The organism is Arthrobacter sp. TJ-266, assembly GCF_058269115.1.
The window spans coordinates 121,001-144,480 of the sequence record NZ_JBZCNC010000001.1; the positions used below are offsets into that span (position 1 = coordinate 121,001).

Annotated in this window: 19 protein-coding genes and 1 riboswitch; of the genes, 13 read left to right on the forward strand and 6 right to left on the reverse strand. The window is 67.8% G+C overall.

Annotation, left to right across the window (positions count from 1 at the left end):
- Positions 1-168 precede the first annotated feature (168 nt).
- Positions 169-750 (reverse strand): hypothetical protein, encoded by a 582-nt coding sequence (locus AC4D12_RS00675; protein WP_490947862.1) that lies wholly within the window; start codon positions 748-750, stop codon positions 169-171.
- A 208-nt stretch (positions 751-958) separates the two neighbouring features.
- On the opposite strand from AC4D12_RS00675, the gene AC4D12_RS00680 reads away from it, so the two are divergent.
- The 4 genes from AC4D12_RS00680 (at position 959) to AC4D12_RS00695 (ending at position 5,986) form a co-directional block, all read left to right on the forward strand.
- A complete protein-coding gene (locus AC4D12_RS00680; RefSeq protein ID WP_490947863.1) occupies positions 959-1,849 on the forward strand; it encodes a DNA-formamidopyrimidine glycosylase family protein in 891 nt (296 codons plus the stop codon).
- A gap of 365 nt (positions 1,850-2,214) precedes the next feature.
- Complete coding sequence (locus AC4D12_RS00685) at positions 2,215-4,014, forward strand: hypothetical protein (protein WP_490947864.1); 1,800 nt, start codon at positions 2,215-2,217, stop codon at positions 4,012-4,014.
- Positions 4,015-4,481: 467 nt separating this feature from the next.
- The gene (locus tag AC4D12_RS00690) at positions 4,482-4,961 is read left to right on the forward strand and encodes a DUF4265 domain-containing protein (RefSeq protein WP_490947865.1); all 480 of its coding nucleotides are present in this window, start codon (positions 4,482-4,484) and stop codon (positions 4,959-4,961) included.
- Positions 4,962-5,209: 248 nt separating this feature from the next.
- Positions 5,210-5,986, forward strand: a complete 777-nt coding sequence (locus tag AC4D12_RS00695) for a DUF1883 domain-containing protein (RefSeq protein ID WP_490947866.1) — start codon at positions 5,210-5,212, stop codon at positions 5,984-5,986.
- 281 nt (positions 5,987-6,267) lie between these two features.
- On the opposite strand, the gene AC4D12_RS00700 is transcribed toward AC4D12_RS00695, so the two are convergent.
- On the reverse strand, positions 6,268-7,533 hold the full coding sequence (locus tag AC4D12_RS00700) for a glycoside hydrolase family 26 protein (RefSeq protein WP_490947867.1): 1,266 nt from the start codon (positions 7,531-7,533) through the stop codon (positions 6,268-6,270).
- Positions 7,534-7,547: 14 nt separating this feature from the next.
- Positions 7,548-7,622: riboswitch (cyclic di-GMP riboswitch) on the reverse strand.
- A gap of 301 nt (positions 7,623-7,923) precedes the next feature.
- Between AC4D12_RS00700 and AC4D12_RS00705 the strand changes: the two genes are divergently transcribed.
- Entirely contained in the window at positions 7,924-8,595 is a 672-nt protein-coding gene (locus AC4D12_RS00705) for a peroxiredoxin-like family protein (protein WP_490947868.1), read from the forward strand.
- 44 nt (positions 8,596-8,639) lie between these two features.
- On the opposite strand, the gene AC4D12_RS00710 is transcribed toward AC4D12_RS00705, so the two are convergent.
- Positions 8,640-9,854, reverse strand: coding sequence for an ROK family transcriptional regulator (locus AC4D12_RS00710; RefSeq protein WP_490947869.1), 1,215 nt, complete (start codon positions 9,852-9,854; stop codon positions 8,640-8,642).
- 77 nt (positions 9,855-9,931) lie between these two features.
- Positions 9,932-10,525, reverse strand: a complete 594-nt coding sequence (locus tag AC4D12_RS00715) for an SGNH/GDSL hydrolase family protein (protein ID WP_490947870.1) — start codon at positions 10,523-10,525, stop codon at positions 9,932-9,934.
- A 320-nt stretch (positions 10,526-10,845) separates the two neighbouring features.
- Here AC4D12_RS00715 and AC4D12_RS00720 point away from each other — a divergent pair, with 320 nt between their 5' ends.
- Positions 10,846-11,304 (forward strand): GNAT family N-acetyltransferase, encoded by a 459-nt coding sequence (locus AC4D12_RS00720; protein WP_490947871.1) that lies wholly within the window; start codon positions 10,846-10,848, stop codon positions 11,302-11,304.
- Positions 11,305-11,313: 9 nt separating this feature from the next.
- Here the strand turns inward: AC4D12_RS00720 and AC4D12_RS00725 are convergent, their stop codons facing one another.
- Positions 11,314-11,823, reverse strand: a complete 510-nt coding sequence (locus AC4D12_RS00725; protein WP_490947872.1) for an aminoacyl-tRNA deacylase — start codon at positions 11,821-11,823, stop codon at positions 11,314-11,316.
- Between the two features lie 234 nt (positions 11,824-12,057).
- Positions 12,058-14,136 (reverse strand): glycosyl hydrolase, encoded by a 2,079-nt coding sequence (locus AC4D12_RS00730; protein WP_490947873.1) that lies wholly within the window; start codon positions 14,134-14,136, stop codon positions 12,058-12,060.
- 169 nt (positions 14,137-14,305) lie between these two features.
- Here AC4D12_RS00730 and AC4D12_RS00735 point away from each other — a divergent pair, with 169 nt between their 5' ends.
- The 7 genes from AC4D12_RS00735 (at position 14,306) to AC4D12_RS00765 (ending at position 23,450) form a co-directional block, all read left to right on the forward strand.
- Positions 14,306-16,009: an ABC transporter substrate-binding protein gene (locus AC4D12_RS00735; protein WP_490947874.1), complete on the forward strand. Its 1,704-nt coding sequence runs from the start codon at positions 14,306-14,308 to the stop codon at positions 16,007-16,009.
- Positions 16,010-16,108: 99 nt separating this feature from the next.
- Complete coding sequence (locus AC4D12_RS00740; protein WP_490947875.1) at positions 16,109-17,098, forward strand: ABC transporter permease; 990 nt, start codon at positions 16,109-16,111, stop codon at positions 17,096-17,098.
- Between the two features lie 7 nt (positions 17,099-17,105).
- Positions 17,106-18,065, forward strand: a complete 960-nt coding sequence (locus AC4D12_RS00745) for an ABC transporter permease (protein WP_490947876.1) — start codon at positions 17,106-17,108, stop codon at positions 18,063-18,065.
- Positions 18,066-18,217: 152 nt separating this feature from the next.
- Positions 18,218-19,063: an ABC transporter ATP-binding protein gene (locus AC4D12_RS00750; RefSeq protein ID WP_490948752.1), complete on the forward strand. Its 846-nt coding sequence runs from the start codon at positions 18,218-18,220 to the stop codon at positions 19,061-19,063.
- Complete coding sequence (locus tag AC4D12_RS00755; RefSeq protein ID WP_490947877.1) at positions 19,060-19,851, forward strand: ABC transporter ATP-binding protein; 792 nt, start codon at positions 19,060-19,062, stop codon at positions 19,849-19,851. Before AC4D12_RS00750 ends, AC4D12_RS00755 begins: the two co-directional genes overlap by 4 nt.
- Positions 19,852-19,932: 81 nt before the next feature.
- The gene (locus tag AC4D12_RS00760; RefSeq protein WP_490947878.1) at positions 19,933-22,536 is read left to right on the forward strand and encodes a glycoside hydrolase family 2 protein; all 2,604 of its coding nucleotides are present in this window, start codon (positions 19,933-19,935) and stop codon (positions 22,534-22,536) included.
- Positions 22,533-23,450, forward strand: coding sequence for an ROK family protein (locus AC4D12_RS00765; RefSeq protein ID WP_490947879.1), 918 nt, complete (start codon positions 22,533-22,535; stop codon positions 23,448-23,450). The genes AC4D12_RS00760 and AC4D12_RS00765 overlap by 4 nt, the downstream gene beginning before the upstream one ends.
- The last annotated feature ends 30 nt before the right edge of the window (positions 23,451-23,480 follow it).

Genomic DNA, 23,480 nt, shown 5'->3' on the forward strand with positions numbered 1-23,480 from the left:
CGGGCAGCCGGGGGCCCCGGTCGATCGGGAGGCCGAGTAGTTAGTCGGCTGTAGCCCGTGCGGTTGATCCGAGGGTGTGGTTCGGGCACGGCAGAAGGGCCCCGTCGAGACCGGAGCCCTCCTGCGGCCTGCACCCCCTGCGCGGCGCGCGCCGCCCAGGGCGGTCCTCTACTTCCCGAGATCCGGCCGGGTGTCCTCGTCCTGCTGCTGGAACGGCGTCTCCTCGATGTCGAGGGGGTCGCCTCCGCTGGGACCGAGGGTCCCGGGCGTGATGCCGCTCGCGGCCCTGTGGTCTCCTCCGCCGTCCAGCCCGCCGTCGGACGCGCTGTCCAGTCCTGCGGTCGGTCCCGTGTTCATCCCGAGGTCCGTGACGTCGTCGGGAATGCCGGAGGTGCCGGAGCTGCTCGAGGTGCCGGAACCGGCGTCGTCGAGGGCCGAGACCACCGGCGGTACGCCGAGGGGCAGGTCACCGCTCGCGCCGACGTCCGCTCCGGGCGTCTGGGGTGCCTTGGCGCCGTCGTCCGCTGCTCCGGCGCCGCCCTTCTTGAGGACGCCCTGCAGCTTCTCCTGCACCTCGGGCGCCTTGCTCTTGAGCGTGCCCGTGGTGGACGCGACGGTGTCCTGCACCTTCGGGTTGTTCCACAGCTGCTGCGCCTTGGTCCTGATCTGCTCGTAGCTCTGCCTGCCCGCTCTGGTGCCGAGCACGTAGCCGACCGCGAGGCCTGCCCCGAAGACGAGTTTGTTCTTCATGCTGTTCTCCCTCCATCTGGGTTTCCCCGAATGTAGACCACCCGGGGGTGCCGGGCGAGGGCGAAGGGCTCCCCACTCCGCTGCTGTACAACGGGGGCTCGAATGGATAGCGGGGCGGGTGGATGCGGCCTACGAAGGTGTCGGTGGCGACGGCTAGCGTGAGTCGTACACGGTGTGAACGCGTAGCTGCAGGAGACAGGGAGGTCGGATGCCCGAGGGGGACAGCGTCTACCGGCTCGCGCGCAGGATGCGCGCCGGCCTCGACGGGCGCCTCCTCAGCCGGGGTGATCTCCGGGTGGCCGCTCACGCCACCGACACCCTCGACGGCATGCGGGTACTCGAGCACGTGACGCACGGCAAGCACCTGCTCATGCGCCTCGACTCCGGGCTCACGCTCCACACCCACCTCCTGATGCAGGGCTCGTGGACCATCACCGCGCCCGGCAAACGGCTACCTCGCACGCTGCTGCCGGACGTCCGCGTACTCCTCGCCACCGAGGGCGGCCCCACGGCCTACGGCGTGGACCTCCCCGTCGTGGATCTCGTCCCCACGAAGGCCGAGGACGACGTCGTGGGGCACCTCGGCCCCGATCCACTGCGGGACGACTGGGACGCGCCGGAGGCCGTGCGCCGGTTGGCCGGGGACCCCGTACGCCGCATCGCCGCCGCCCTCCTGGACCAGCGGAATGTCGCGGGGTTCGGCAACCTGTGGGCCAACGAGCTGTGCTTCCTCCGCGGCGTGCATCCGGACACCATGGTCGCCGAGGTGGACCTCCACGCCCTCGTGACCCTGGGCGCCCGCTGCCTGCGTTTCTCCGCGACGCACCGCTCGGCTTACCAGGTGACCACGGGCAACACGCGCAAGGGTGAGCAGCACTGGGTCGCCGGCAGGGCAGGGAAGCCATGCCTCCGCTGCGGCGCCACGGTCGCGGTCCGCGCGGAGGTGCCCAACGATCCCGGCCGTCGTCGGACCTGGTGGTGTCCACGCTGCCAGCCCCTGAGCGGGGCGAGCGCGGAGAACGCCGCGGCGGAGTCCCCCTTCGTCGCCGTGCTCCCGACCGGAGCCGGTGCCAGGCCGCGTTCGAGGTGCCACTACTGATCGTCGTCAACCTCTTGACCGACGTCTGTTGAAGTCGCTTCCTACGTCATTGCTGCAGGTGAAGCTGCCTGACCCCCTCATGCCGACCGGACGCCGATCCCTCAACAAACATCCAGTCTCACTCGCGCTGAAGGCTAAAGACCGGGGCAGGGAATGGCCGGTATGACGAATATCCCGGCAAGTACCCGGGACCAAGCTAAGAAGTGCTACCTCTGAGGCACAATAGAAGCTTGCCGTGCGACCTTCGGGGTAATGAGCGGCTTCTCCACATATTCCGAAGGAACTATAAGGGTGGAGCAGCCAGTAGTCGGATCAAGCCGATGGCGTCATCGTCGGGTCTTGTCTGAAACTAACGGGGGACACGCATGGAGGTTGAAGAGCGGGCTGAACGAGCCGCAGCGGTTAATCGGATTTCAGCCGCCGTCCGGGCTAGTGCACGAGACGGCGACAAAGGCGCACTGGAACTTGAGCACGCACTCGTCCTCCTTGACGAGCTGGATCTCCGGGTACTCCGCGAAATCGAGCGTGAACTTGGTAACGAGAGCAGCGTCATCACTCATCCCGGCATCGGCCGCAACAGCCCGGGAATCGCGGCGTTCCTGGGCCAACGATACGCAGCATCTATCGGGAAATCGCAGTATTCACTGACGACAGCTGTTACGAGAATCAGAGCCGACATATTGGATCTTCTGGTGTTCCGCGACATAGAACGCGCCCACGGGGGCACTATGTTCACCCGGGTCGTTCAGAGCGTCAAGAAGGCGCTTGACCTTCCGGAGCACGGCAGCCTCGCAGAAACCGGATGCGCCAGATATGGGGCATCCAACATCTTTCTGCTGCTCGATGTGGCGGCGTCCTTTGCCACAGTGCAGTTCGAACGGACTTCTGTGGTTCTTGCCGGTGTCCGAGGGCCGGAGGGGATGGACCTCTACGCCGACGCACTCGACAATTGCCATTTCATGACAACCAGCTTTGCGCGGTACCTGCTCAAGTCACAGCCCGGACCTGGGAAGCTTTCTACGGCGGGTTCCCGGGGTCGGCTGGAGCGTTTCGGGATCTCGCCTACAAAGATCGATTACGAACGGCTCCTCCTCGAGCTGGAGAAGTTGCGGGCACTGTTACCGGAATTGAGCAGCGCCTACTCGTCCTGGGGGGCGGAAAGCAGCGGTAAAGTTCCGCTTCCCCCGGACGAAGCAGGCCGCGACGATACAGCACGGATGAAGTTCCAGGTACTGCGGCGGAACGGTGAGCCGCGTACCGCCGGCGAAGCGAACGAGCAACGCCTGGTCCGCCGAACCTGGACGTTTCGCCTCCGTGAGAAGAGGGCAACTTTCGCCGCCGCCTGTGCGAGCGTCGCGATGCTGGGGTACTGGCTGTTCCTCCAGATAGCGGCCCAGGATCTGTCGGTCCGGCTCCTTCTGCTAGAAGCCGTGCTGGGCGCACTTCTCGCTGCGACAATGTGTTCTTTCCTTGACGCTCGTGAAAATGGCTTCTTCCAGACTGCCGCAGAGCTTAATCACTACACCGTGCTACAGGGCCGGCGCGACGCCACGTTCCTGGCTGCCTTGCAGAAGGTCCGGCCGGAGGTCGCCGGGCTGAAGCAAGCCGGTCTCCCACGGCTTTTCACGGTCATGGCTGAACGCGACGGCGTTACTTTCCTCGGGCGTGGCCCGAGGCCCAAAGTGGTCGCATCCTTCCACTGGGTGCATGTCGCAAAGTTGACGGCGCCCCGAGGCGCCGCCGGATCACCACCCCGGGTGGCGTTTGTGGTGCGACGCGAAGGAGACGAGGTGGAACTTGGGTTCCCTTTGGAACGCGCAAAAGTGGCTTGGACACAACGCAATTTTCTTGAGAACAAACCGATGGAAGCAGTCCTGGCTTTGCTCCAAGGCCTGCGAACAAACTGGACCCTGCCGCCGTTTGGCGACCGACGCAGCAGCGACGAGTGGGACACCTCCGAGCGGTTCGCACTTCTCCGATCCGGAGTGGTCGGGGGTACCCCGTATGAGCGTGAGGTGCTCGACTGGGAATCCCGGCGGAAAGAGCGCGTAGAGCTGAGTGGAGGGGACGTTCTCCGCAGGACGCAGATGAGACTCGGTGCCGCTATTGCTGCCCTACTGTTCTGCATCGCGGTGCTTGTGCCGTTCTTCTCCGCTCTGCAGTGACCGCAGGGTCACCGCCCGAGATCAATGGTCATCATGTCAGCAGGCGGGGCAATCCCTGATTCCTTACGGGAATTGCAAGCGATTTCATGTCGTTCGTGCGTAGACCGGGTCCGACCGTGCATAGATCACTATACGCGTCATCAAAAATACAACGATCAGCCCGATTGGCATCCCTGTATTGTGGCCGAGAAGCCCAACTACGACGGGCGCGCCAAAACGGTCATAATCGAAAAAACGAAGAAGACTCTTACCGCACGTTTCATCCTGAGTTTCCGCACGAATGCAACTGGGGAAAATTCCTTCACTGGTATGGTCTCTTTCGCTCTAAGAACACGTCCCGATGGATCATCACAGACGATACTTAATTTGTGCCGATCAAGGATCCTGCAGCAGGACACCACTTTCGTAGCGGTTAGTGTCAGCTCACGCCGAGGTACATACAACACCCTTCCCTCGTCACTCACTGGGTGGAAGGGGCCCTGGAGCCGGTACCCGCTGCTGCAGGCCCAACAGAAACAGTCTGGTTCGCTTTGCCTCCTGATCAAGACACGGAGGAAGCGTGGGAGGGACTCCTCGCGCATCCCGAAAGTGACGACGAACTGACAATTGTCGCCGTGCCCATGTACCTCTACGACGTGAATTTCGGGGACCTGGTCAAAGGGATTCGGTCAGCAGAGGGGCCCTACGTCGCGGTAGGTATCGCGCAGAAATCTGGTGCTTCAACATTCCGGGTTCTCATTACCTCGGATCTCCCAAATGCTTGGCACGGCTTATCGTCGGAGCTGGCGGAACAGGGGTGTCTGGTTGACGTCATGTCTCCGAGCCTCATCGCGTTCTCCTGCCCTGCGGATCTCGCTCAGGGAGTTGCTGGTCGGCCGTCGCAGCTTCAGGAGGACGGTTTCCTCGAGTACGAGACTGGCCGCGCCGTCCTACCGGATGACCACTAAAGGATCCTTGACCGATTCTGGTTCAGACGCCGAGGGGCACGTTCAATCATGACAACCCTGATTCGGGCTTCTGGGGATTTGATTGTCGAGATCGTCGGTGAGGTCGGCATCCTCATGTGTTGCAACGCGGGAGCTGCTAAGCCTAATAGGCTCCGAGAAGCCAGCGTGTCCGGGGCGTGTGGTTCGATAAGGTCCTAGCGGGCCAGGGTGAACAATACGGCCACACAAGGTCGGGGAGGTAGGGCGAAATGGCAGGCTTGCCGTTTACGAAGTATCACTGGAACCGCCTCGACAAGGGGGCGACCGTGGTCGTGACACTGACCAAAGCCGCCAATGTGCGCCTGATGGACAGCTCGAACTTCAATTCATACAAGAACGGCAGAGCGCACAAGTTCTTTGGAGGCTTGGTCAAGACCTCTCCCTTCCGGATTACGGTCCCGCGCACAGGAAGCTGGTACTTGACCGTTGACCTGATGGGTTTGAAAGCGGGGAGTGTGCGCTCAACGGTTGCCGTTGAACCCCCGGCGTTACCTGTCGCGAAGTCGGCGTCGCAACAGTCCTTGCAAGGGATCCGACACGAACGTCCGCCCGTTGTTCCGAACGAAGACGGTGAGACGTGGGACGTGTTCATTTCCCACGCGAGTGAAGACAAGTCTTCCGTTGCTGAACCTCTTGCAATTGCGTTGCGAGAACGTGGGCTTAAGGTGTGGCTCGACAAGACCGAGTTGCGGATCGGTGACAGCCTACGCAGAAAGATCGACTACGGACTAGCCCACAGCGCCTTCGGCATCGTCATCCTGTCGAGTTCGTTTTTCGCGAAGGGCTGGCCTCAGTACGAACTCGATGGAATCATCGGGCTCAGCGTCAACGGCGATCAACGCATGCTTCCGATTTGGCACGAAGTATCTCGAGACGAGATCGCAAGGCAGTCCCCTTCTCTTGTGGACAAGATCGCTCGAAACACAGCCACGGACACGATCGCCGAAATCGCGGACGAAATTGCCTCGGTTGTAAACGAGTCTTAGATCCGGATTCCGAGGCGCCCGTAAGCCGGTCGGTCTGCGGCCGTGCAGACGACCTTGAGCATCTGTGCAGGCGACCGTGCGAACTGACAGCTTGACTTACTCACGCCTGATCAGAGCGATTCCCATATGCCCCGCCCGAGAAAAAGCCCGGTGATGGCGCCCTAAACGGGACACCCTCAAGCACGCTAACTACTGTCTCGACCTGATGCGGCAGAAACGACACCTCGTGAGTTTGACGCGCCTGCGGAACGCGCCACCTACAGGAGCGACCTGCACCGGAGTCACCGACGTGCGGCGAGCCCCGCTCTGAAGGCATCGGACGCCGTCGTGGAGCTGTTGATGCGCCAGTCCGCTTCCTTGTCGATGTGGAACCAGACGAGGGCGGCGACGTCCGGCTGGGCGGACAGGTAGCCGAAGAGGCTGCTGATCCACCCTGCCTTCGAGCCGCCGAGCTCGGACGCGGAGGTCTCCGCGATGACGATCGGCTTACCGGGAGCCAGCTGTCGCAGCTGCGCGATGCCCTCGCCGAAGAGTGCCTCCGGCTCCTGCCATGCGCTCCAGGACTGCGAGGTCCCCCAGTTGTAGCCGTCGAGGGCCACGACGTCGACGTACCCGGCGCCCGGGTAGAGGCCGCCGAGGGGGGTCGAACCCCAGTAGGGCACGTTCGGATTCCAGACCCAGCGCACGTTCGAGGCACCCGTGGAGGCCATGACCTCATGGACGTGGCGGTAGGCCGCGACGTAGTCGCCCGCGCCGTTCCCGTTGACACCCTCGGCCCACGGGTACCAGTCGCCGTTCATCTCGTGCGCGAAGCGCAGGTACACGGGCTGGCCCCAGGCGCCGAGTGCCAGGCCCCACTCGCGGATGTGGGCGTCGTAGTCGCCCGCCGTGATGCGGTCGAGCGAGTAGGCGGGCTGGTCGACGCCGCCACCCCAGGCCCAGGGCTCCCACGTCAGGAGGGTCTCCGCGCCACGCGCGCGGACGGCGTCGAGTTCCGCGATGGGGGCCGGCTGCCGGAAGTCCTTGTAGGAGAGCACGATCGAGGGCGCCTCGCCGGCCAGGCGCGCCACCTCGTCGAGTTCGGCTGCGGCCGCAGGGCCGCCGTTGGTGCCGACGCCGAACCGGATGCCCTTCGTAGGGTTCACGGCCGGGTCGACGGGCGATGGGGCCGGTGTAGGCGCCGGCGTGACGGTGTAGGTGGCGCGAGCCGCTACCGTGCCGGCGGTCGCCGTCACCGTGATGGCGCCGGAACCCGCCGGGACCATCGAGGTGCGGAAGGCGCCGGTGGACGTCGTCGTGACGGTGACCGTCGCTGAACCCGCGGTGAGGGTCGTCGTCGCGCGCTTCGGGAAGCCCGCGCCCGTCACGGTCACGGCGGCTCCGGGCGCGCCCGTCGCGCTGCTGAGGCTGATCGTCGCGGCCGCACCGGCGGACGACGGCGTCAGACCGACGAGAAGGAGCACGCTCGTCACCGCGATGATCACGAGGCGGAGGACAGCTGGGCTCGGAAGTGATGCCGGGAACGGGGAGCGAAGGGCGGGAGACATGTGACCTCACTGGTTTCGGTGGCCCGGCTGACCGCGTGGGTCCCGTGGCTTTGCGTCCCCGGCTCACGCCGGGTTTGCCGTTGTCGTCGAGCGCCTGCTCCGGGCTGAAGGATCTGCCGGGGTGTCAGCGGTCTGGTTCTATTCTGCCGCCGGACGAAGCACAGTAGGGCGGACTTCCGCTGAAGTGTGCCAAAGGATCCGCGCAGGTTAAGCGCAGAGGGCTCCTGCTGAGCCGTCGGTTTCCGAACACGTGCCGTGGCGCGGGTGAAGCGGTCCTTTGTTCGCGCATCCCACACCGGGCGCGTGCGAGCCGTTACTGGGAATCGTTGGTGACCTCCGCCACAATGGGTGTGGGTGCGGGCATGTCGATGCCTGCCCTAAGGAGAGCGAATGAAGCGAAGGACGGACTTCACGGCAACGATCGCGTCGCAGGTCGAGAACTTCCTACCCACCTTCAACGCGCGCATCGGCCCCGAGCTCGCGAGGGTGTTCGAGCGCGAGCAGCAGGACCTCCGGCGTGCCGGTGTGCCGAGGGACACGGCGGTGGTCGGTGACAAACTGCCGGACGCCGTGCTGTGCGGCGTGGACGGCTCGTCCGAGCGATTGAGCACGCTGCTCGTCGGTGCCGCCGCCGTGATCGTCTTCTACCGCGGCTCGTGGTGCCCGTTCTGCACCATCGCGCTGAGGACCTACCAGCGGGAGCTGCGACCGGTCGTGGACGCCCTCGGGACGAGGCTCCTCGCGGTCAGCCCGCAGGATCCGCACAGGGCGGCCGCTTCCGCCCGGGCGGAGGGAGTGACGCTCGACCTGTACTGCGACGAGGGAAACGCACTCGCCCGCAGCCTGGGGATCGTCATGACTCCGAGCGAGGAGGCGATGAGCGCACGGGCTGCGCTCGGGATGGACGTGGTGGGTGCTGCGATGGACCGCACCACGACCATCCCGTTCCCCACGGTGCTCGTCAGCGACGCCACCGGCACCATCCGGCTCATGGACGTGCGTGCGGACTACACCACGCGGACCGAGACGTGCGACATCGTGGATGCCCTCATAGCGCTCTGACCCGCTCCGGAGTCGCCGGCCGCGCATCGGGCGTATCAGGTCCCTCAGGCGAAGGAGACCGATCTGAGGCTGCGCGGGGACAGCCTGTCCTGCAGCACCAGGGTCGCGGCGCCGAGCGCCGCGGCGTCGTTCCCGTTGACCGAGAGCCGGACCTCGACCGGATGGATGGCGCGGGCCAGTGCGCGCTCCGCCAGGGCACTGGAGATGATGTCCACATAAAAGCTCCCGGCCGTGGAGAAGGCGCTTCCGGCGAGGACGATGAGTTGGAGATCGAGGAGGTTCACCATGGAGATCACCGCGCTGGCCACGTACTCGGCAGACTCCCGCATGAGGCGGAGCGCCGTCTCGTCGCCGTCGGTCGCTGCCGAACCGATGGCCGCGAAGTCCTCCGAGATCACCCCTGTGAGCGGGAGGTCGAGCGTCCCGGCTACGACGGCAGCGGCTGCCTGCGCCACCACCACTTTCGGGCTCGCGTACAGCTCGAGGCAGCCGATGTTCCCGCACGGGCAGGGCAACCCCCTGGCGTCCACGCTCACATGACCGATCTCCCCGACGTTCGAGCTGACGCCCTGGTAGATGGTGCCGTCCATGACGATCCCGGAGCCGATGCCGGAGCCCATGTACACCGACGCATAGGTGGAGTACCCCTCCGTGGCGCCGAGCCAGTACTCGCCGATCGCCGCGGCGGTCGCGTCGTTGTCGAACTCGCAGTGGAAGCCGGTGGTGGAGGAGAGCGCCCGCCTGATGGGGAAGTCGCTCCAGATCTCCAGGGACGGCGCGTACCGTACGGTGCCGGCCACGCGGTCGAGCGGACCCGGCGCCGCGATGCCGAGCCCGACGATGCTCGACCGTGCCACGCCCGACTCGAGGATGAGCGCGTCGATGTCACGCGTCATACGGCTCACCACGGTCAGGGGGCTGGTGTCTCCCGGGCCCTCGACGCGTCGCCGCGCCATCACGTGCCCGCGGAGGTCGGCCACGATGTACGTGATGTAGTCCTGCCCGATGTGCACGCCGAGGCCGAGGCGCGATGCAGGGTTCAGTTCGAGGAACATCCGGGGTTTTCCGCCGGTCGATTCACCACGGCCGGATTCCACCACGATGTTCTCGGACAGGAGGGTTCTCACGAGCGTGGAGATGGTGGCCTGGGTGAGCCCGGTCTTCTCGGCCAACTCCACCCGGCTGATCGGCCCCCAGGAGCGGATGAGGTCGATGATTCTACCTCGGGAAGACTCGCGGCGGCGGGTCTTTTCGATCACGGTCCATGGTAGCTCAGGGCCTCGGGAAGTTGAAGGCTTAACCTTTTGGGCCGTCGACCTCCGCTCGTCGGCCGCGGTCACCGCTCCACGGCCCTGATCCAGGCGTCGGCGATCTCCTGGTGGCCCAGGGGTGTGGGGTGCACGCCGTCGGCGGCGAGTGCCTCTGCCCCGAGGGTCGCGGCCCTCTCGCGGAGTGTGCGATCCGTCGGCACCACCGTTGCTCCGAACTCGACCGCGAGGCGGTGGACGGCGTCGATCCGGGTCTGCACGTCGGGGCGCCAGGCCTCCTGCCCTGAGTCGATCGGCAGCACGAAGGGCTCCATCAGGACGATGCGCGTGGCGGGTCCCAACGCGCCGAGCAGGCCGCGGTAGCGATCCTCGAACGCCGACGGGTCGGAGTGCTGTCCGCTGTCGAACAGGCGCCAGGTGTCATTGATGCCGATGAGCACGGTGACCAGGTCCGGCTCGAGGGCGACGACATCCTGGTGCCAGCGCTCGCCGAGATCGGCCAGGCGATCCCCGCCGACGCCCGCGTTGCGGACCCGGGCGCCGACCAGCGTCTCGTTGCCGGCGAGGAGACGCACGTAGCCGTGACCCAGCCCTTCGGGATCCTCGCGGCGGCCGCAATCCGTCACGCTGTCACCGGCGAAGACGATGGTTCCCTGCAGCACGGTATGTCCTCTGATCGGTCACTATCTTCAGTAGATGAACTTAGTACCAATGGGCCTTCAGCGATAGGCGGACCTCGATCACCATGCGGCGCCCGCCCCGGTGTGCACGCATTGAAGGGCTTGGTCCCGTGGCCCGAGGCACACCCTGACCGTCCCGTGCCTCACCAAAGCGACAGCCTGCGGACGTCGTCGAGGCCGGTGGCGTGCTCAGTCCCGAGCAGGCGGTGCTGGTCCACCTGCAGGCCGAGCCGGACGGGTGATGCAGGCGGGGGTCCGGATCCTGAAGGATGGAGCTGACACCCGCCGCCGAACGGAGACCCGTGCACCTCACGATCGATCGCACCACGTACGACGCCCCCGACGCCGTGCTCCTCCGGACCGCTCAGCAGGCGGAGCTGCACGTGCGCTACGGGAGCGAGGACCACGAACCGGGCGAGCCGCCCACCGCGGACAACGTGCCCTACTTCGTGGTCGCACGCACGGCCGACGGCGAGGCCGTGGGCTGTGGCGGTCTGCGTCCGCTCGGTGAGGGCGGGTTCGAGATCAAGCGGATGTACGTGCGGCCGGAGCTGCGCGGCCAGGGCGTCGCCACGGCGGTGCTGCGTGATCTGGAGGACGAGGCGCGCGCCCGGGGCTGCCGGGAGCTGCTGCTCGAGACCGGGACGGAGCAGCCCGATGCCATGCGCTTCTACGAGCGTGAGGGGTACCGGCGGATCGATAACTTCGGCCTGTACGCGGGCGAGGACCACTCCGTCTGCTACGCCCGGGTTCTGGACTGAGGATCCGGTTCACCGCGTCACGGCGGAGGTGACGTCCCCGACGACCGCGCCGAGGGAGGCGAGGAGGGCCTCGGCGTCCGTGAAGAGCAGCGTGTCGAGCGCACCCGATCCCATACCCACCCGGCCAGTGATCCGCTCATCGGCGTAGACGGGCAGCGCCGTGCGGCTGCCGAGAGGCGTGATGGTGCCGGGCTGGTACCCGGTCAGTTCGAGCGCGGCCTCGGGTGTCACGAGGGAGGCCTTGTTCACGGCGAGGAGGGCGCGCAGCTTCGCCCAGTCCAGGCGTCTCGTGCCGGGGATCAGGACGAAGACCGGGGTGCCACCGCTGATCTTGACGACGAGGGTCTTCACGCCGTCGTCCTCCGAGAGCCCCTGCGCCGCCGCGAGGTCGCCGAAATCGGTTTCGCCGTCGCGGCTCACGAGCTCGACGGCGAGGCCCCGTGCCGCCGCGTCCTCCGCCGCCGCCGAGCCCGCGTCCAAGCCCGCCGCCGAGCCCGCCGCCGAGCCCGGCGAAGACACCGGCGAAGACACCGGCGAAGACACCGGCGAAGACGCCGGCTGCGAGGTCGGCGACGAGACCGACGCGCCGGCTGCGGGGGGCTGCGCGGGGCCGGGGCGAGAGGCGTCGGTGTGGCTCATGGGCTCAATGTAGGGCGCCGGGACAGCACCGACAAGCCACACCGGCAGCACAGAGGAGGGACCGGCGATGACGGTCGATGGCCGCCGTCGCCGGTCCCTCGTGTGCTGCGTGCTCTACCTGGCGATGATGTCATCCACGTAGATGGTGCCCTGCTGGACGCCGTTCTGGCCCTGTCCGAGGTAGAGGCTGAACTGGGTGACGTTCGCCAGCTTCCCGGCGTCGAGCACGGCGCCCGCGTTCGCGGTGTCCCACGAGGCCGGCTTGAACTCGGAGAACGGCGCCGAGACCTGCAGCGGTGCGGTACCCGAGAGCGGTACGTTGTACTCGAAGTAGACGCCGTCGGCCACGACCTGCAGCGTGGCGCCGGTGCCCGAGTCGTCGGGCAGCATCCAGGCGTTCAGCGAGGTGAAGCCGGACCAGTCCTGATCGACCGTGCGGCCGATCCCCGTGTAGTTCTGCGACGCGAAGTCGTAGCTGTAGGAGAGTCCGTAGCTTCCCCCTGCCTTGTTCTCGGCGGAGTGGGCGATGGCGTTGACGCCGGCGCTCGTGTACACCTCGTCGAGTGTGACGTCGTCGCCCGAGTAGCCCTCGAACGTGTCGACGACCCCGGGTACGGCAACGGGTGCGGGGCCGAGGAGCAGCAGCGCCTCATCGGTGAAGGTGGCCTTGTTGCCCTTGCCGTTGCCCTCCGTGACGGTGACGCGGAGCACGCCGGTCCGTGACTCCTGGTTGCCGTTGGGCACGGTGTACGAGCCGGAGAGGTACCCTGCGGCGTCGAGGGTGAGGGCCTGTGCCGGGCCGCCGTCCACCGAGAAGGTGGCCTGCGGGTTCCTGACGCCCGCCGCGCTGACGCGGACCGTCGTCGTCGGGCCGGTGACACGCTGGCGGTCCGTGGGGGTGACGATGTGCACCGTCGCCTTCTGCTGGACGGGCAGGGTGCGGCGCTCGTACACGTTCGTCAGATCACCGGCGAAGTAGCTCGCCGGGTCGGCGTGGAATGCGCGGAAATCGGGCATGAGCTCATGCTCGGGGGTGGTTCCGAAGGCGGGGTAGGGCACGAAGTACTGCTCCAACCCGAAGTTCGCCCAGGTCTGCGCGTAGGCCGTCTTCGCGGAATCGGGGTTGCTGCGCAGGGCGTTCAGGATGCTCGTGTACCAGGCGAGGTCGGGGTTCTGGCCGTTGGGCTTCAGGGCCCCGCTCATGCCGAACTCGGTGAGCGCCGAGACCTTGCGCTTCTCGTCCGCCATGCGCGAGATCATCGCGGTGTCGGCCACGAGGGAGTCGAGCCACTGCTGGCTGCCGTTCGTGCCGTCGTAGAGGTCGTACCCGAGGATGTCCACGTAGTCGTCGCCGGGGTACGTCTTCAGGTAGGTCTCGGTGGTGCCGCCGAAGGTCCCGTTGGGGGAGTAGGCGTAGAGGAAGTTGTGGACGCCCTTGACGTCCCGCAGGTACTCGACCGTGTAGCGGAAGATCTCCTGGTACTCGGCGCTGGTAGTGTGGCCGGCGCCCCACCAGAACCACCCGCCGTTGTTCTCGTGCCACGGCCGGAAGATGATCGGGATCCGCTTGCCGTCCTCGTCCACCGATTCCTCGGCGACGTCCGCGAACGCGTCGAGGTATTCGAGGAACGCGGCATTGTTCGGACCGCCGGGCAGGATCTGCCGCACGGCGTTGCCGCCGGTGTCGTTGTAGCGCCCACCGGTGGCGAAGTTCGGGAAGTGCGAGCTGATGGTGTTGATGCCGCCGAGGGCGTCCGCCTTCTTGATGCCGTCCACCAGCACGTCGACGTTCTGGTCCAGCGTCGCCCCGGAGATGCCGGGCCGCTCGTCCCCGGTGAGGATCAGCGAGTCCCACCCGAAGATGGCGGGGAAGTCACCCACGCCGTTCTTGACGTCGGAGGCGAGCCCGTTCGGGGCGGGATCCGTCACCGCGTAGTCGGTGGTGTGCTGGTGACCGAAGAGGATCCCGTTGCCGCGGACCGACTGCAGGTACGCGAACAGTGAGCGGGTCTCCGGTGTCGCCTTCCCGTCCGCGAGATCCACCGCCACGGGTGGGCCACTCCGCTGCACGTCGGGCGACGGTGGTGCCGCGGAGGCCGGAGCGGCGGAGAGCAGCCCTGCGGCGAGTGCTGCCACGGCCCCGAGTGCGGCGACCGTTCGTCCTGTGCGCGAGTGCTGAGTACGACCAAGCATGCTGTTCTCCCTTGAAGGCATTCCGGCTGGTTCAGAGCGTGAGACATAGGTCACAGACTTACTTGACTTAGATAATAAAGTGGCCTAAGAAAGTAGTCAACGGTTCGTCCCGGTCCATCCGGTCGGCCTGTCCGCGGCATTGTCGCCGCCACAGATGAAAGGTACAAAGATGTCCTCAACACTCTCGGGCCGCAGGCGACTGGGCCTGGCCGCCGCGGCGATGCTCGGCGTCGCAACCCTCACCCTCAGCGGCTGTGCCGGTGGCGGCGGGGGAGCGGCGAACGAGAACGGTGGCTCGGAGAGCACCGCGATCAGCGTCTTCAACGGAGCGACCGGCACCATCTCCGAGAACTTCAACCCCTTCTCCTCGACGGCGCTCCAGCCCACGCTGGGCGTCATCTTCGAGCCGCTGTTCTGGTACAACGCGGCCTCCGACGAGCCGCCCACGCCCCTCCTGGCCGAGTCGTTCAGCTGGAACGAGGACGGCACGGAACTGACCATCAAGACCCGCGCCGGTGTCCAGTGGTCCGACGGCGAGCCGTTCACGGCGAACGACGTCGCCTTCACCTTCAACCTCGTGAACGAGACCCCGGAGCTGAACACCACCGGCCTCGCCGCCACGGCCGTGGCCACCGACGACACCACGGTGGTGTTGACCTTCGAGGAGAACTCCTTCATGCAGGAGCCGAGCGTGCTCGGCAACCGCGGGATCGTCCCGGCACACATCTGGGAGAACGTGGCGGACCCCATCACGGAGATCAACTCGAACCCCGTGGGCACGGGCCCGTTCAAGGTCGCCGACTTCACGGCGCAGAGCTACCTCCTCGAGAAGAACGACCTCTACTGGGAGGAGGGGAAGCCCGCCATCGACGAGGTCCGGTACATCTCCCTCGACACGGCCGACGCCGCGACCGGCGCCCTCCTCGCGGGCGAGGTGGACTGGATGAGCTCGTTCCTCCCCGGCCTGGAGCAGATCCTCGCCGACAACGAGAGCCTCTCCTACGTCAACACCCCGGCCCTGACTGCCTCGATCTTCACCTGCTCCAACGAGGAACTCGGTTGCGAGGGCCCGCAGACGGACCCGGCCGTCCGCCAGGCGATCTACCAGGGCATCGACCGCGAGCAGCTGAACGCGCTGGCCGGCGGCGGCTTCGCCGGAACGGCATCGCCCACGCTCGTGCTCCCGGAGCGCGACGCCGATTGGATCGCCGATCCCGAGAACGCCGAGACCCCGGCCACCGCGAACGTCGAGGAAGCCCGGCAGATCCTCGAGGAGGCCGGCTGGACCGAGGGCAGTGACGGCATCCGCGAGAAGGACGGCGAGCGCCTCACGCTCAGCATCCAGACGGTCACCGGGTACAGCGACTTCATCTCGCTGAACGACGCCATGTCGCAGCAGCTCCGCGAGGTGGGGATCGAGCTCAACCCCACGGCCATCACCTACAACGAGTGGGTGAACAACCTCAACATCGGCCAGTACCAGCTCACGCTGGAGTCGATCGGCCTGCAGCCCTCCAACAACCCGTACTACGCGTACGAGAAGTGGTACAACTCGGCGAACACGACGCCGGTGGGTGAGTCCGCGCTGAACAACAACACCGCGCGCTACACCAACCCGGTGGTGGACGAGGCCCTGGCGGCCGCACGCTCCACGAACGACGAAGCGGTGCAGAAGGAGCAGTACGGGATCATCCAGGAGGAGATCGTCCGGGACATGCCGTACATCCCCATCTACGTGAACTCCCTGCTCACCGAGTTCAACACGGAGCGCGCCACCGGCTGGCCCACCAACGAGGACCCCTACGCCCTCGCGGCCACCTGGAAGGCCTGGGACAACGGGATCGTGCTGAAGAGCATCACGCCTGCCGAGTAACAGTCCTCCAGGCCGGCGCCGGCCGTCGAGTGGGGTGTCCCCAGGGACTCCCGCCCGACGGCCGGCCCGTACCCGACCAGCCGTGGAAAGTCCCTCCCCATGAAATACATCCTTCAGAAGCTCGGGTTCTACCTCGTGGCCTTCTGGGCCGCCCTGACGGTCAACTTCTTCCTCCCCCGCCTCCTGCCGGGCAACCCGGTGGACATCATGCTCGCCAAGCTCGCCCAGCGCGGTCCCGTGACGCCCGAGGCTCGCGAGGCGGTGGAGCTGCTCCTCGGGACCAACACCGACGCCCCGCTCCTCGTGCAGTACTGGCAGTACCTCGGGAAGCTCGTCACCCTCGACCTCGGTACCTCGGTGGCCTTCTTCCCGGCCTCCGTCACCGACATCATCGGCCAGACCCTGCCGTGGACCATCGGGCTGATCGGCATCGCCACGGTCATCTCCTTCGTGCTCGGCGTGGCGCTCGGCATGCTCGCGGGCTGGAAACGCGGCTCGTGGCTGGACAACCTGATCCCCGTGACCACCATGCTGCAGTCCGTGCCCTACTTCTGGCTCGCGCTGATCCTGCTGTTCGTCCTCGGCGGCATGTGGGACCTCTTCCCGCTCAACGGCGGGTACAACGTCTACGAGGTGCGCCCGGGCTGGAACCTCGCGTTCATCGGCAGCGTCGTCTACTACGGCACGCTGCCCGCGCTCACCATCGTGATCTCCTCGGTGGGCGGCTGGATGCTCGGCATGCGCAACATGATGGTGTCCACGCTCTCCGAGGACTACATCCTCACCGCCGAGGCCAAGGGTCTCCGCCCGCGCCGCATCATGACCACCTACGCCGCGCGCAACGCCGTCCTGCCGTCCGTGGCGGGTTTCGCGATCTCGCTCGGTTTCGTGGTGGCCGGTTCCATCGTCACCGAAGCGGTGTTCTCCTACCCGGGCATCGGCTCGGCCCTGCTCAACGCCGTCGGCAGCAACGACTACTCGCTCATGCAGGGCCTGTTCCTCGTGATCACGCTGTCCGTCCTCGGGGCCAACCTGATCGTCGACCTCCTCTACTCGTTCATCGATCCCCGCACCCGGGCCCGAACCTAGGATCGCCATGACAACCACCACCCAGGATCCGGGGATCGCCGCGGCGAGCGCCCGGTCCACCCGGCCGAAGCGCTCCCTGCCCCCCATGACGCCGAAGCTCGCGATCGGCCTCGCGATCGCCGGCGGCATCACCCTCTTCGGGATCGTCGCCCCGTTCCTCGTCGGAGATCCGTCGGAGGTCAACAACGTGGGGCTCGCCGGCCCCGCGGACGGCTACCTCCTCGGCACCACCCAGACCGGACAGGACGTCTTCGCGCAGCTGGCCCACGCCACGCGCGGCTCCCTCACGGTCGGCCTGATCGTGGGCGTGCTGACACTCTTCCTCTCGGCCTTCTTCGGCATCATCGGCGCCTACTTCGGCGGCTGGCTCGACGAGTCCTTCTCGCTGTTCAGCAACGTGATGCTCGTGATCCCCGGGCTGCCGCTGGTCATCATCATCTCCAGCTACGTGCCCGAGAAGAGCATCCTTCTGGTCTCCGTGGTGCTGGCGCTCACGGGCTGGGCAGGCTCCGCCCGCGTGCTGCGCGGCTTCACCCTGAGCGTGCGCAACCGCGACTACGTGGCCGCGGCGCGGGTCTCCGGTGAGAAGTCCTGGCGCATCCTGGGCGTCGAGATCCTCCCGAACCTGATCCCGCTGCTCGCCTCGCAGGTGGTCTTCGCCATCATCTTCGCCATCCTCGGCGAGGCGGGGCTCTCCTTCCTCGGCCTCGGCGCCGCGGATTCCTTCACCTGGGGCACCATGCTCTACTACGCACAGAACGGCCTCGCACTCCGGCTGGGTGCCTGGTGGTGGTTCGTGCCGCCGGGACTCATGATCGCCCTGTTCGGCGCGGCACTGGCGCTCATCAACTTCTCGATCGACGAGATCATCAACCCGAAGCTGCGCTCCCAGACCCGCGCCGCGCGGCGTTCGTGGAAGATCAGCAAGGCCGAGCTCCGTGCGGCCACGAAGGACGATGCCCTGTGAGCGGCGCGGACCGCGGTGCCCACGCCGTCGGCATCGAGGACCTCGGTGATCGCGCGGAGGGGCGCGCGTCCTCCACAGCAGGGCACGACGACGTCGCGCGCCCCGACCGCGACGAGCGCGGACAGCGCGCCGCCCAGGCGCGCGAGCACCCCGTGCTGACCATCGACGACTTCAGCGTCGAGTACAAGGGTGAGCGCGTGGTGAAGGCCGTGAAGAACGTGACCCTCTCCCTCGGGCGCGGCGAGATCCTCGGACTCGCCGGCGAGAGCGGGTGCGGCAAGTCGACGCTCGCCTACGGTATCAACCGGCTGCTCAAGCCGCCGGCCGTGATCACCGGCGGGAGCGCGCACTTCCACTCCCGCGAGGGCTACTCGATCGACCTCAACGAGCTCAGCGGCGAGGAGCTGCGGGCCTTCCGCTGGGACAAGATCGCCATGGTGTTCCAGGGCGCCATGAACTCGCTCAACCCCGTCATCACCATCCAGCGGCAGATGGAGGACATCTTCTCCACCCACCGCCCGGACCTGTCGAAGAAGGAACGCCGAGCGAAGTGCGGCGACCTCCTCGAGCGCGTGGGTGTGGACCGCGGGCGGCTGCGCTCCTACCCGCACGAGCTCTCCGGCGGCATGCGGCAGCGCGTCATGATCGCCATGGCCATGGCGCTGGACCCTCAGGTCATGATCATGGACGAGCCCACCACGGCCCTCGACGTCGTGGTGCAGCGGGAGATCCTCCGGGAGATCACGCGGCTGCGCGCGGACCTCGGGTTCGCTGCCGTCTTCATCACCCACGACCTCCCGCTGCTGCTCGAGATCAGCGACCGCATCGCGGTGATGCGCGAGGGCGAGATCGTGGAGCTCGGCGACGCCGTGGAGCTGTACACCAACCCGCAGCACGAGTACACGAAGCGCCTGCTGGCGTCCTTCCCCAGCCTCACGGGAGCGCGCGGCGACTTCATCCGCGGCGGCTCCCGGACCCAGAACGGAGACCGCCCATGAGCACCCTCGCCGTCCAGGACCTCGTCAAGGAGTACAAGCTCCGCGAGGGCATGAGGTCCAGCGTCCTGAAGGCCGTGAACAACGTCAGCTTCTCGATCGAGAGCGGCCGCACCGTGGCCCTCGTGGGCCAGAGCGGCAGCGGGAAGTCGACGCTCGCGAAGCTGCTCATGCAGCTGGAGAAGCCGACGTCGGGCAGCATCATGCTCGACGGCGAGCCGGTGCGACGCCGCGGGGCGGGCCTCCGCCAGTACCGCAGCGACGTGCAGATGGTGTTCCAGGACCCGTTCGCCTCCCTGAACCCGTACCACTCGATCGCCCACCACATCGGGCGGCCGCTGATCCTGCACGGCAAGGCCACGGGCCGCGAGGAGGTCCTGGCCGGTGTCACCGCGCTGCTGGAACGCGTGCGGCTCGACCCGGACATGGCCGAGCGCAAGCCGCACGAACTCTCCGGCGGCCAGCGTCAGCGCATCGCGATCGCCCGTGCGCTGGCACCCGAGCCGAAGATCCTCGTGGCGGACGAACCCGTCTCGATGCTCGACGTCTCGATCCGCCTCGGCGTGCTCAACCTGCTGGCCGACCTGCAGCGCGAGGAGAACCTCGGGGTCTTCTACATCACGCACGACCTCGCGACCGCCCGCCACTTCTCCGACGACATCCTGGTGATGTACAAGGGGGAGATCGTGGAGCGCGGACCGGCCGACGACGTGATCCTGAACCCCCAGCACGAGTACACGCGGCTCCTCGCGGAGGCCGCACCCAACCCGGAGAAACGCCTCAGCGCCTGACCCGCCCGGGCACCCAGCACCGACACACCGAGACCACACCGGCGCCGCACCGGCGCCGCCCGAACCACCTGGAGCACGTGCATGAACGTTCCCACCCCCGCCCCGCAGTCCCTCGACCTCGGCGGCGCCTGGCAGCTCACCTGGACCGACGGACCGGAGGGCTCGCCGTCGTACGCGACCTCCCGCGAGGCCATCGCCGCGACCGTGCCCGGCCAGGTGCACACCGATCTGCTGGCCGCCGGTCTGCTCGAGGATCCCGATGTGGGGCTGCGGGAGGCCGACCAGATGTGGATCGGGCACTCGCTCTGGACCTACGCCAGGCGCTTCGACTGGGACGGGGAGCCTGCCGGGGACCGCCTGGAACTGGTCGCCGAGGGCCTCGACACCTTCGCGACCGTCCGCCTGAACGGGCACGAGGTGGCCACGACGGCGGATCAGCACATCGCCTACCGCTGGAACGTGGCGCACCTGCTGATCCAGGGGGAGAACCTGCTCGAGATCACGTTCGGCTCCGCCTGGGACGCCGCGCACGCCTGCGAGGCGGAGGTCGGCGAGCTGCCCCGCCCCTACGACGAGCCCTACCCGTTCGTCCGGAAGAGCGCGTGCAACTTCGGCTGGGACTGGGGGCCGCACTACGTCACCGCCGGCATCTGGCAGCCCATCCGCCTCGAGGCGTGGACCCGCGCGCGCATCGCGTCGATCCGCCCAGTCGTCGCGCTCGACGGCGGATCCGCCCGCGTCTCCGTGAGCGTGGGTCTGGAGACGGCCGCCGCGGCGGCTGGTCTCCGCGTGACCGGCGTGCTGACGGCGCCCGACGGCGGCGAGGCCGCGCGGGTCACCGTGCCGGTTGCGGGCGAGGACACCGTACTCGACCTCACGGTCGAGAACCCCGAGCTGTGGTGGCCCGTGGGCCTCGGCGGCCAGCCGCTCTACGGCCTCCACGTCGAGGTGCACGACGACGGTGGCGCCCACGCGGTGGGTGAGCGGCGGATCGGCCTGCGCACGGTGGTGGTGGAGGAGGAGCCCGACGCCCTCGGTTCCCGCTGGGCGCTCGTCGTCAACGGCCGGCGCGTGCGTGCGCGCGGCTACAACTGGATTCCCGATGATCCCTTCATCGCCGAGGTCACCGAGGAGCGCCTGGGCGAGCGCCTCGACCAGGCGGTGGCGGGAGGCGCGAACCTGCTGCGCGTGTGGGGCGGCGGGTACTTCTCCACCGAGGAGTTCATGGCGGGCTGCGACGAGCGCGGCCTCATGGTCTGGCACGACTTCCTGTTCGCGTGCGCCGCGTACGACGAGTCCGAGGCGATGATCGCGGCCGTCACCACCGAGGCCGAGCAGGCCGTGGCGAGGCTCTCCTCGCACCCGAGCCTCGTGATCTGGTGCGGTGGCAACGAGTGCGTGTGGGGCATGTACGACTGGGGTTGGCCCGAGATCCTGGAGGACCGGCCCTACGGCGCGGCCTTCTACACCGACGTGCTGCCCGGCGTCATCGCGCGCCTGGACCCCTCCCGCCCGTACGTCCCGAACAGCCCGTGGTCCGGGTCGCTGGACGAGCACCCCAACGGCCGCGAGTCCGGGCCCGTGCACATCTGGGAGGTCTGGAACAACGTCGACTACGTGCACTACCGCGATGTCGATCCGCCCTTCGTGTCCGAGATGGGCTGGTGCGCGCCCCCGGCCTGGTCCACCCTCCGCAGGGTCGTGACCGAGGGTGACCTCGTGCCGGACAACCCGCAGGTGGCCCACCACATGCGTGCCGCGGACGGCATGGAGAAACTGGCCCGCGGCATGGCTCCCTACTTCGGCGAGCCCACCGCCGCGGAGGACTGGCACTACCTGACGCAGATGGTGCAGGCGCGCTCGCAGGCCGCCGGTGCCGAGTGGTTGCGGACCCGCGAGCGGTGCGCCGGCGTGGTCATCTGGCAGCTCAACGACTGCTGGCCCGTGCTCAGCTGGTCCGCGGTGGACGGCGACGGCATCGAGAAGCCCGTCTGGTACGCGCTCCGCCGCTCCTTCGCCGACCACCTGCTGGCGATCGTGCCGGTCACGGCGGGCGGCACGTCCGATCCCACCGGACCGGACGGCCTCGAGGTCGTGATCGTCAACGACGGCCTCGCCGCGTGGACGGCCGACGTCGTCGTGCGCCGCCTGACCATGGAGGGCGAGGTGATCGCCTCGGAGGCGATCACCCTCACCGCCGCGGCCGACGGCACCGCGCGGGGGCCGCTGCCGGCGTCCTTCGCCGTGGCGAGCACGTCCGAGTTCCTCGTGGCGGATGTCGACGGGCTGCGTTCCACGTGGTTCTTCGCGCCCGACGCCGACCTCGTGATCGCCGAACCGTCCTTCACGGCCCACGCCGTTGCCGCCGACGGCGTGGTGCGGGTGTCCATCGAGGCACACACGCTGCTCCGTGACCTCTGCCTCTTCGCGGACCGGCTGGCCGACGCGCTGGACGTACCGGCACGCGAGCTCGCGGTTGACGAGATGATGCTGACGCTCCTGCCCGGGGAGACCGCCGTCCTCACCGTCAGCAGGCGCGACGGCGGCGCGCTCTCCGGGGGTGACCTCGCGGTCGCCGAGCGCTCGCCGGTCATCCGGTGCATCGGTGACAGTGCCGCGCTCAGCGGTGCGGGAGCGTTCGGCTCCCGCGCGGCGTCGGCGGCACCAGGGGATGTACCACGGTGATCGCGGGCATCGAGACCGGCGGCACCAAGGTGATCTGCGCCGTCGCGGACCCGCTGCAACCCGGCACCTTCGTGGACCAGGCGCGCATCGACACCACCACGCCCGAGCGCACCCTGGGTGCCATCCGCGAGTTCCTCGCGCCCCACGCCGTCCGCGGCAGGTTCGACGCCGTCGGTATCGCCTCCTTCGGCCCGGTGGAGGTGGATGCCTCGTCGCCCCGCTTCGGGTGGATCACGTCGACCCCGAAGCCCGGCTGGCAGGACACCGATCTGGTGGCGAACCTCCGGCTGGCACCCGGGACCCCCGTGCGGGTCGTCACGGACGTGACGGGGGCGGCGCTCGGTGAGCACCGCTTCGGCGCCGGCCGCGGGGTCGACGACGTCGCCTACGTGACGGTCGGAACGGGGATCGGCGCCGGGATCGTGGTCAACGGTGCGCCCTTCACGCTGCGCAGCCACCCCGAGATGGGTCACCTGGTGATCCGGCGGCACCCCGCCGACACCTTCGCGGGAGTCTGCCCGTTCCACGGCGACTGCCTGGAGGGCCTCGCCTCCGGTCCGTCGATCACCGCCCGCTGGGGGCGGCCCGGGACGGACCTCGGTCCGCTGCGCCGCGACGCCGTCGCACTCTCCGCCTACTACATCGCGCAGCTCCTGGCCACGGTCACGTACGCGGCGGCACCGCAGCGCATCATCGCGGGGGGTGGGGTGCTGAAGACGCCCGGGCTGCTCGACGCCGTGCGTGCGCAGCTCGCCGTCCTGGTGGGGGGCGCGCTCGGCGACCATCCGCTCACGGACGTGGCCAGCGGCTACGTGGTGGCGCCGGCCCTGGCCGACGAGTCGGGCGTGCGGGGGGCGCTCTCGCTCGCAGGCGACGCCTTGGCGCTCGGCGCGGCACTCGCGACGGCCGGGTAGGAGACCGTCGTCGGGGCCGCCGTGGCTAGC

Excerpts from the sequence above, each read along its gene's own strand:
- AC4D12_RS00675 (WP_490947862.1), bottom strand. The coding sequence starts at position 750 with ATGAAGAACAAACTCGTCTTCGGGGCAGGCCTCGCGGTCGGCTACGTG.
- AC4D12_RS00680 (WP_490947863.1), top strand. The coding sequence starts at position 959 with ATGCCCGAGGGGGACAGCGTCTACCGGCTCGCGCGCAGGATGCGCGCC.
- AC4D12_RS00685 (WP_490947864.1), top strand. The coding sequence starts at position 2,215 with ATGGAGGTTGAAGAGCGGGCTGAACGAGCCGCAGCGGTTAATCGGATT.
- AC4D12_RS00695 (WP_490947866.1), top strand. The coding sequence starts at position 5,210 with ATGGCAGGCTTGCCGTTTACGAAGTATCACTGGAACCGCCTCGACAAG.
- AC4D12_RS00700 (WP_490947867.1), bottom strand. The coding sequence starts at position 7,533 with ATGTCTCCCGCCCTTCGCTCCCCGTTCCCGGCATCACTTCCGAGCCCA.
- AC4D12_RS00705 (WP_490947868.1), top strand. The coding sequence starts at position 7,924 with ATGAAGCGAAGGACGGACTTCACGGCAACGATCGCGTCGCAGGTCGAG.
- AC4D12_RS00730 (WP_490947873.1), bottom strand. The coding sequence starts at position 14,136 with ATGCTTGGTCGTACTCAGCACTCGCGCACAGGACGAACGGTCGCCGCA.
- AC4D12_RS00735 (WP_490947874.1), top strand. The coding sequence starts at position 14,306 with ATGTCCTCAACACTCTCGGGCCGCAGGCGACTGGGCCTGGCCGCCGCG.
- AC4D12_RS00740 (WP_490947875.1), top strand. The coding sequence starts at position 16,109 with ATGAAATACATCCTTCAGAAGCTCGGGTTCTACCTCGTGGCCTTCTGG.
- AC4D12_RS00745 (WP_490947876.1), top strand. The coding sequence starts at position 17,106 with ATGACAACCACCACCCAGGATCCGGGGATCGCCGCGGCGAGCGCCCGG.
- AC4D12_RS00755 (WP_490947877.1), top strand. The coding sequence starts at position 19,060 with ATGAGCACCCTCGCCGTCCAGGACCTCGTCAAGGAGTACAAGCTCCGC.
- AC4D12_RS00760 (WP_490947878.1), top strand. The coding sequence starts at position 19,933 with ATGAACGTTCCCACCCCCGCCCCGCAGTCCCTCGACCTCGGCGGCGCC.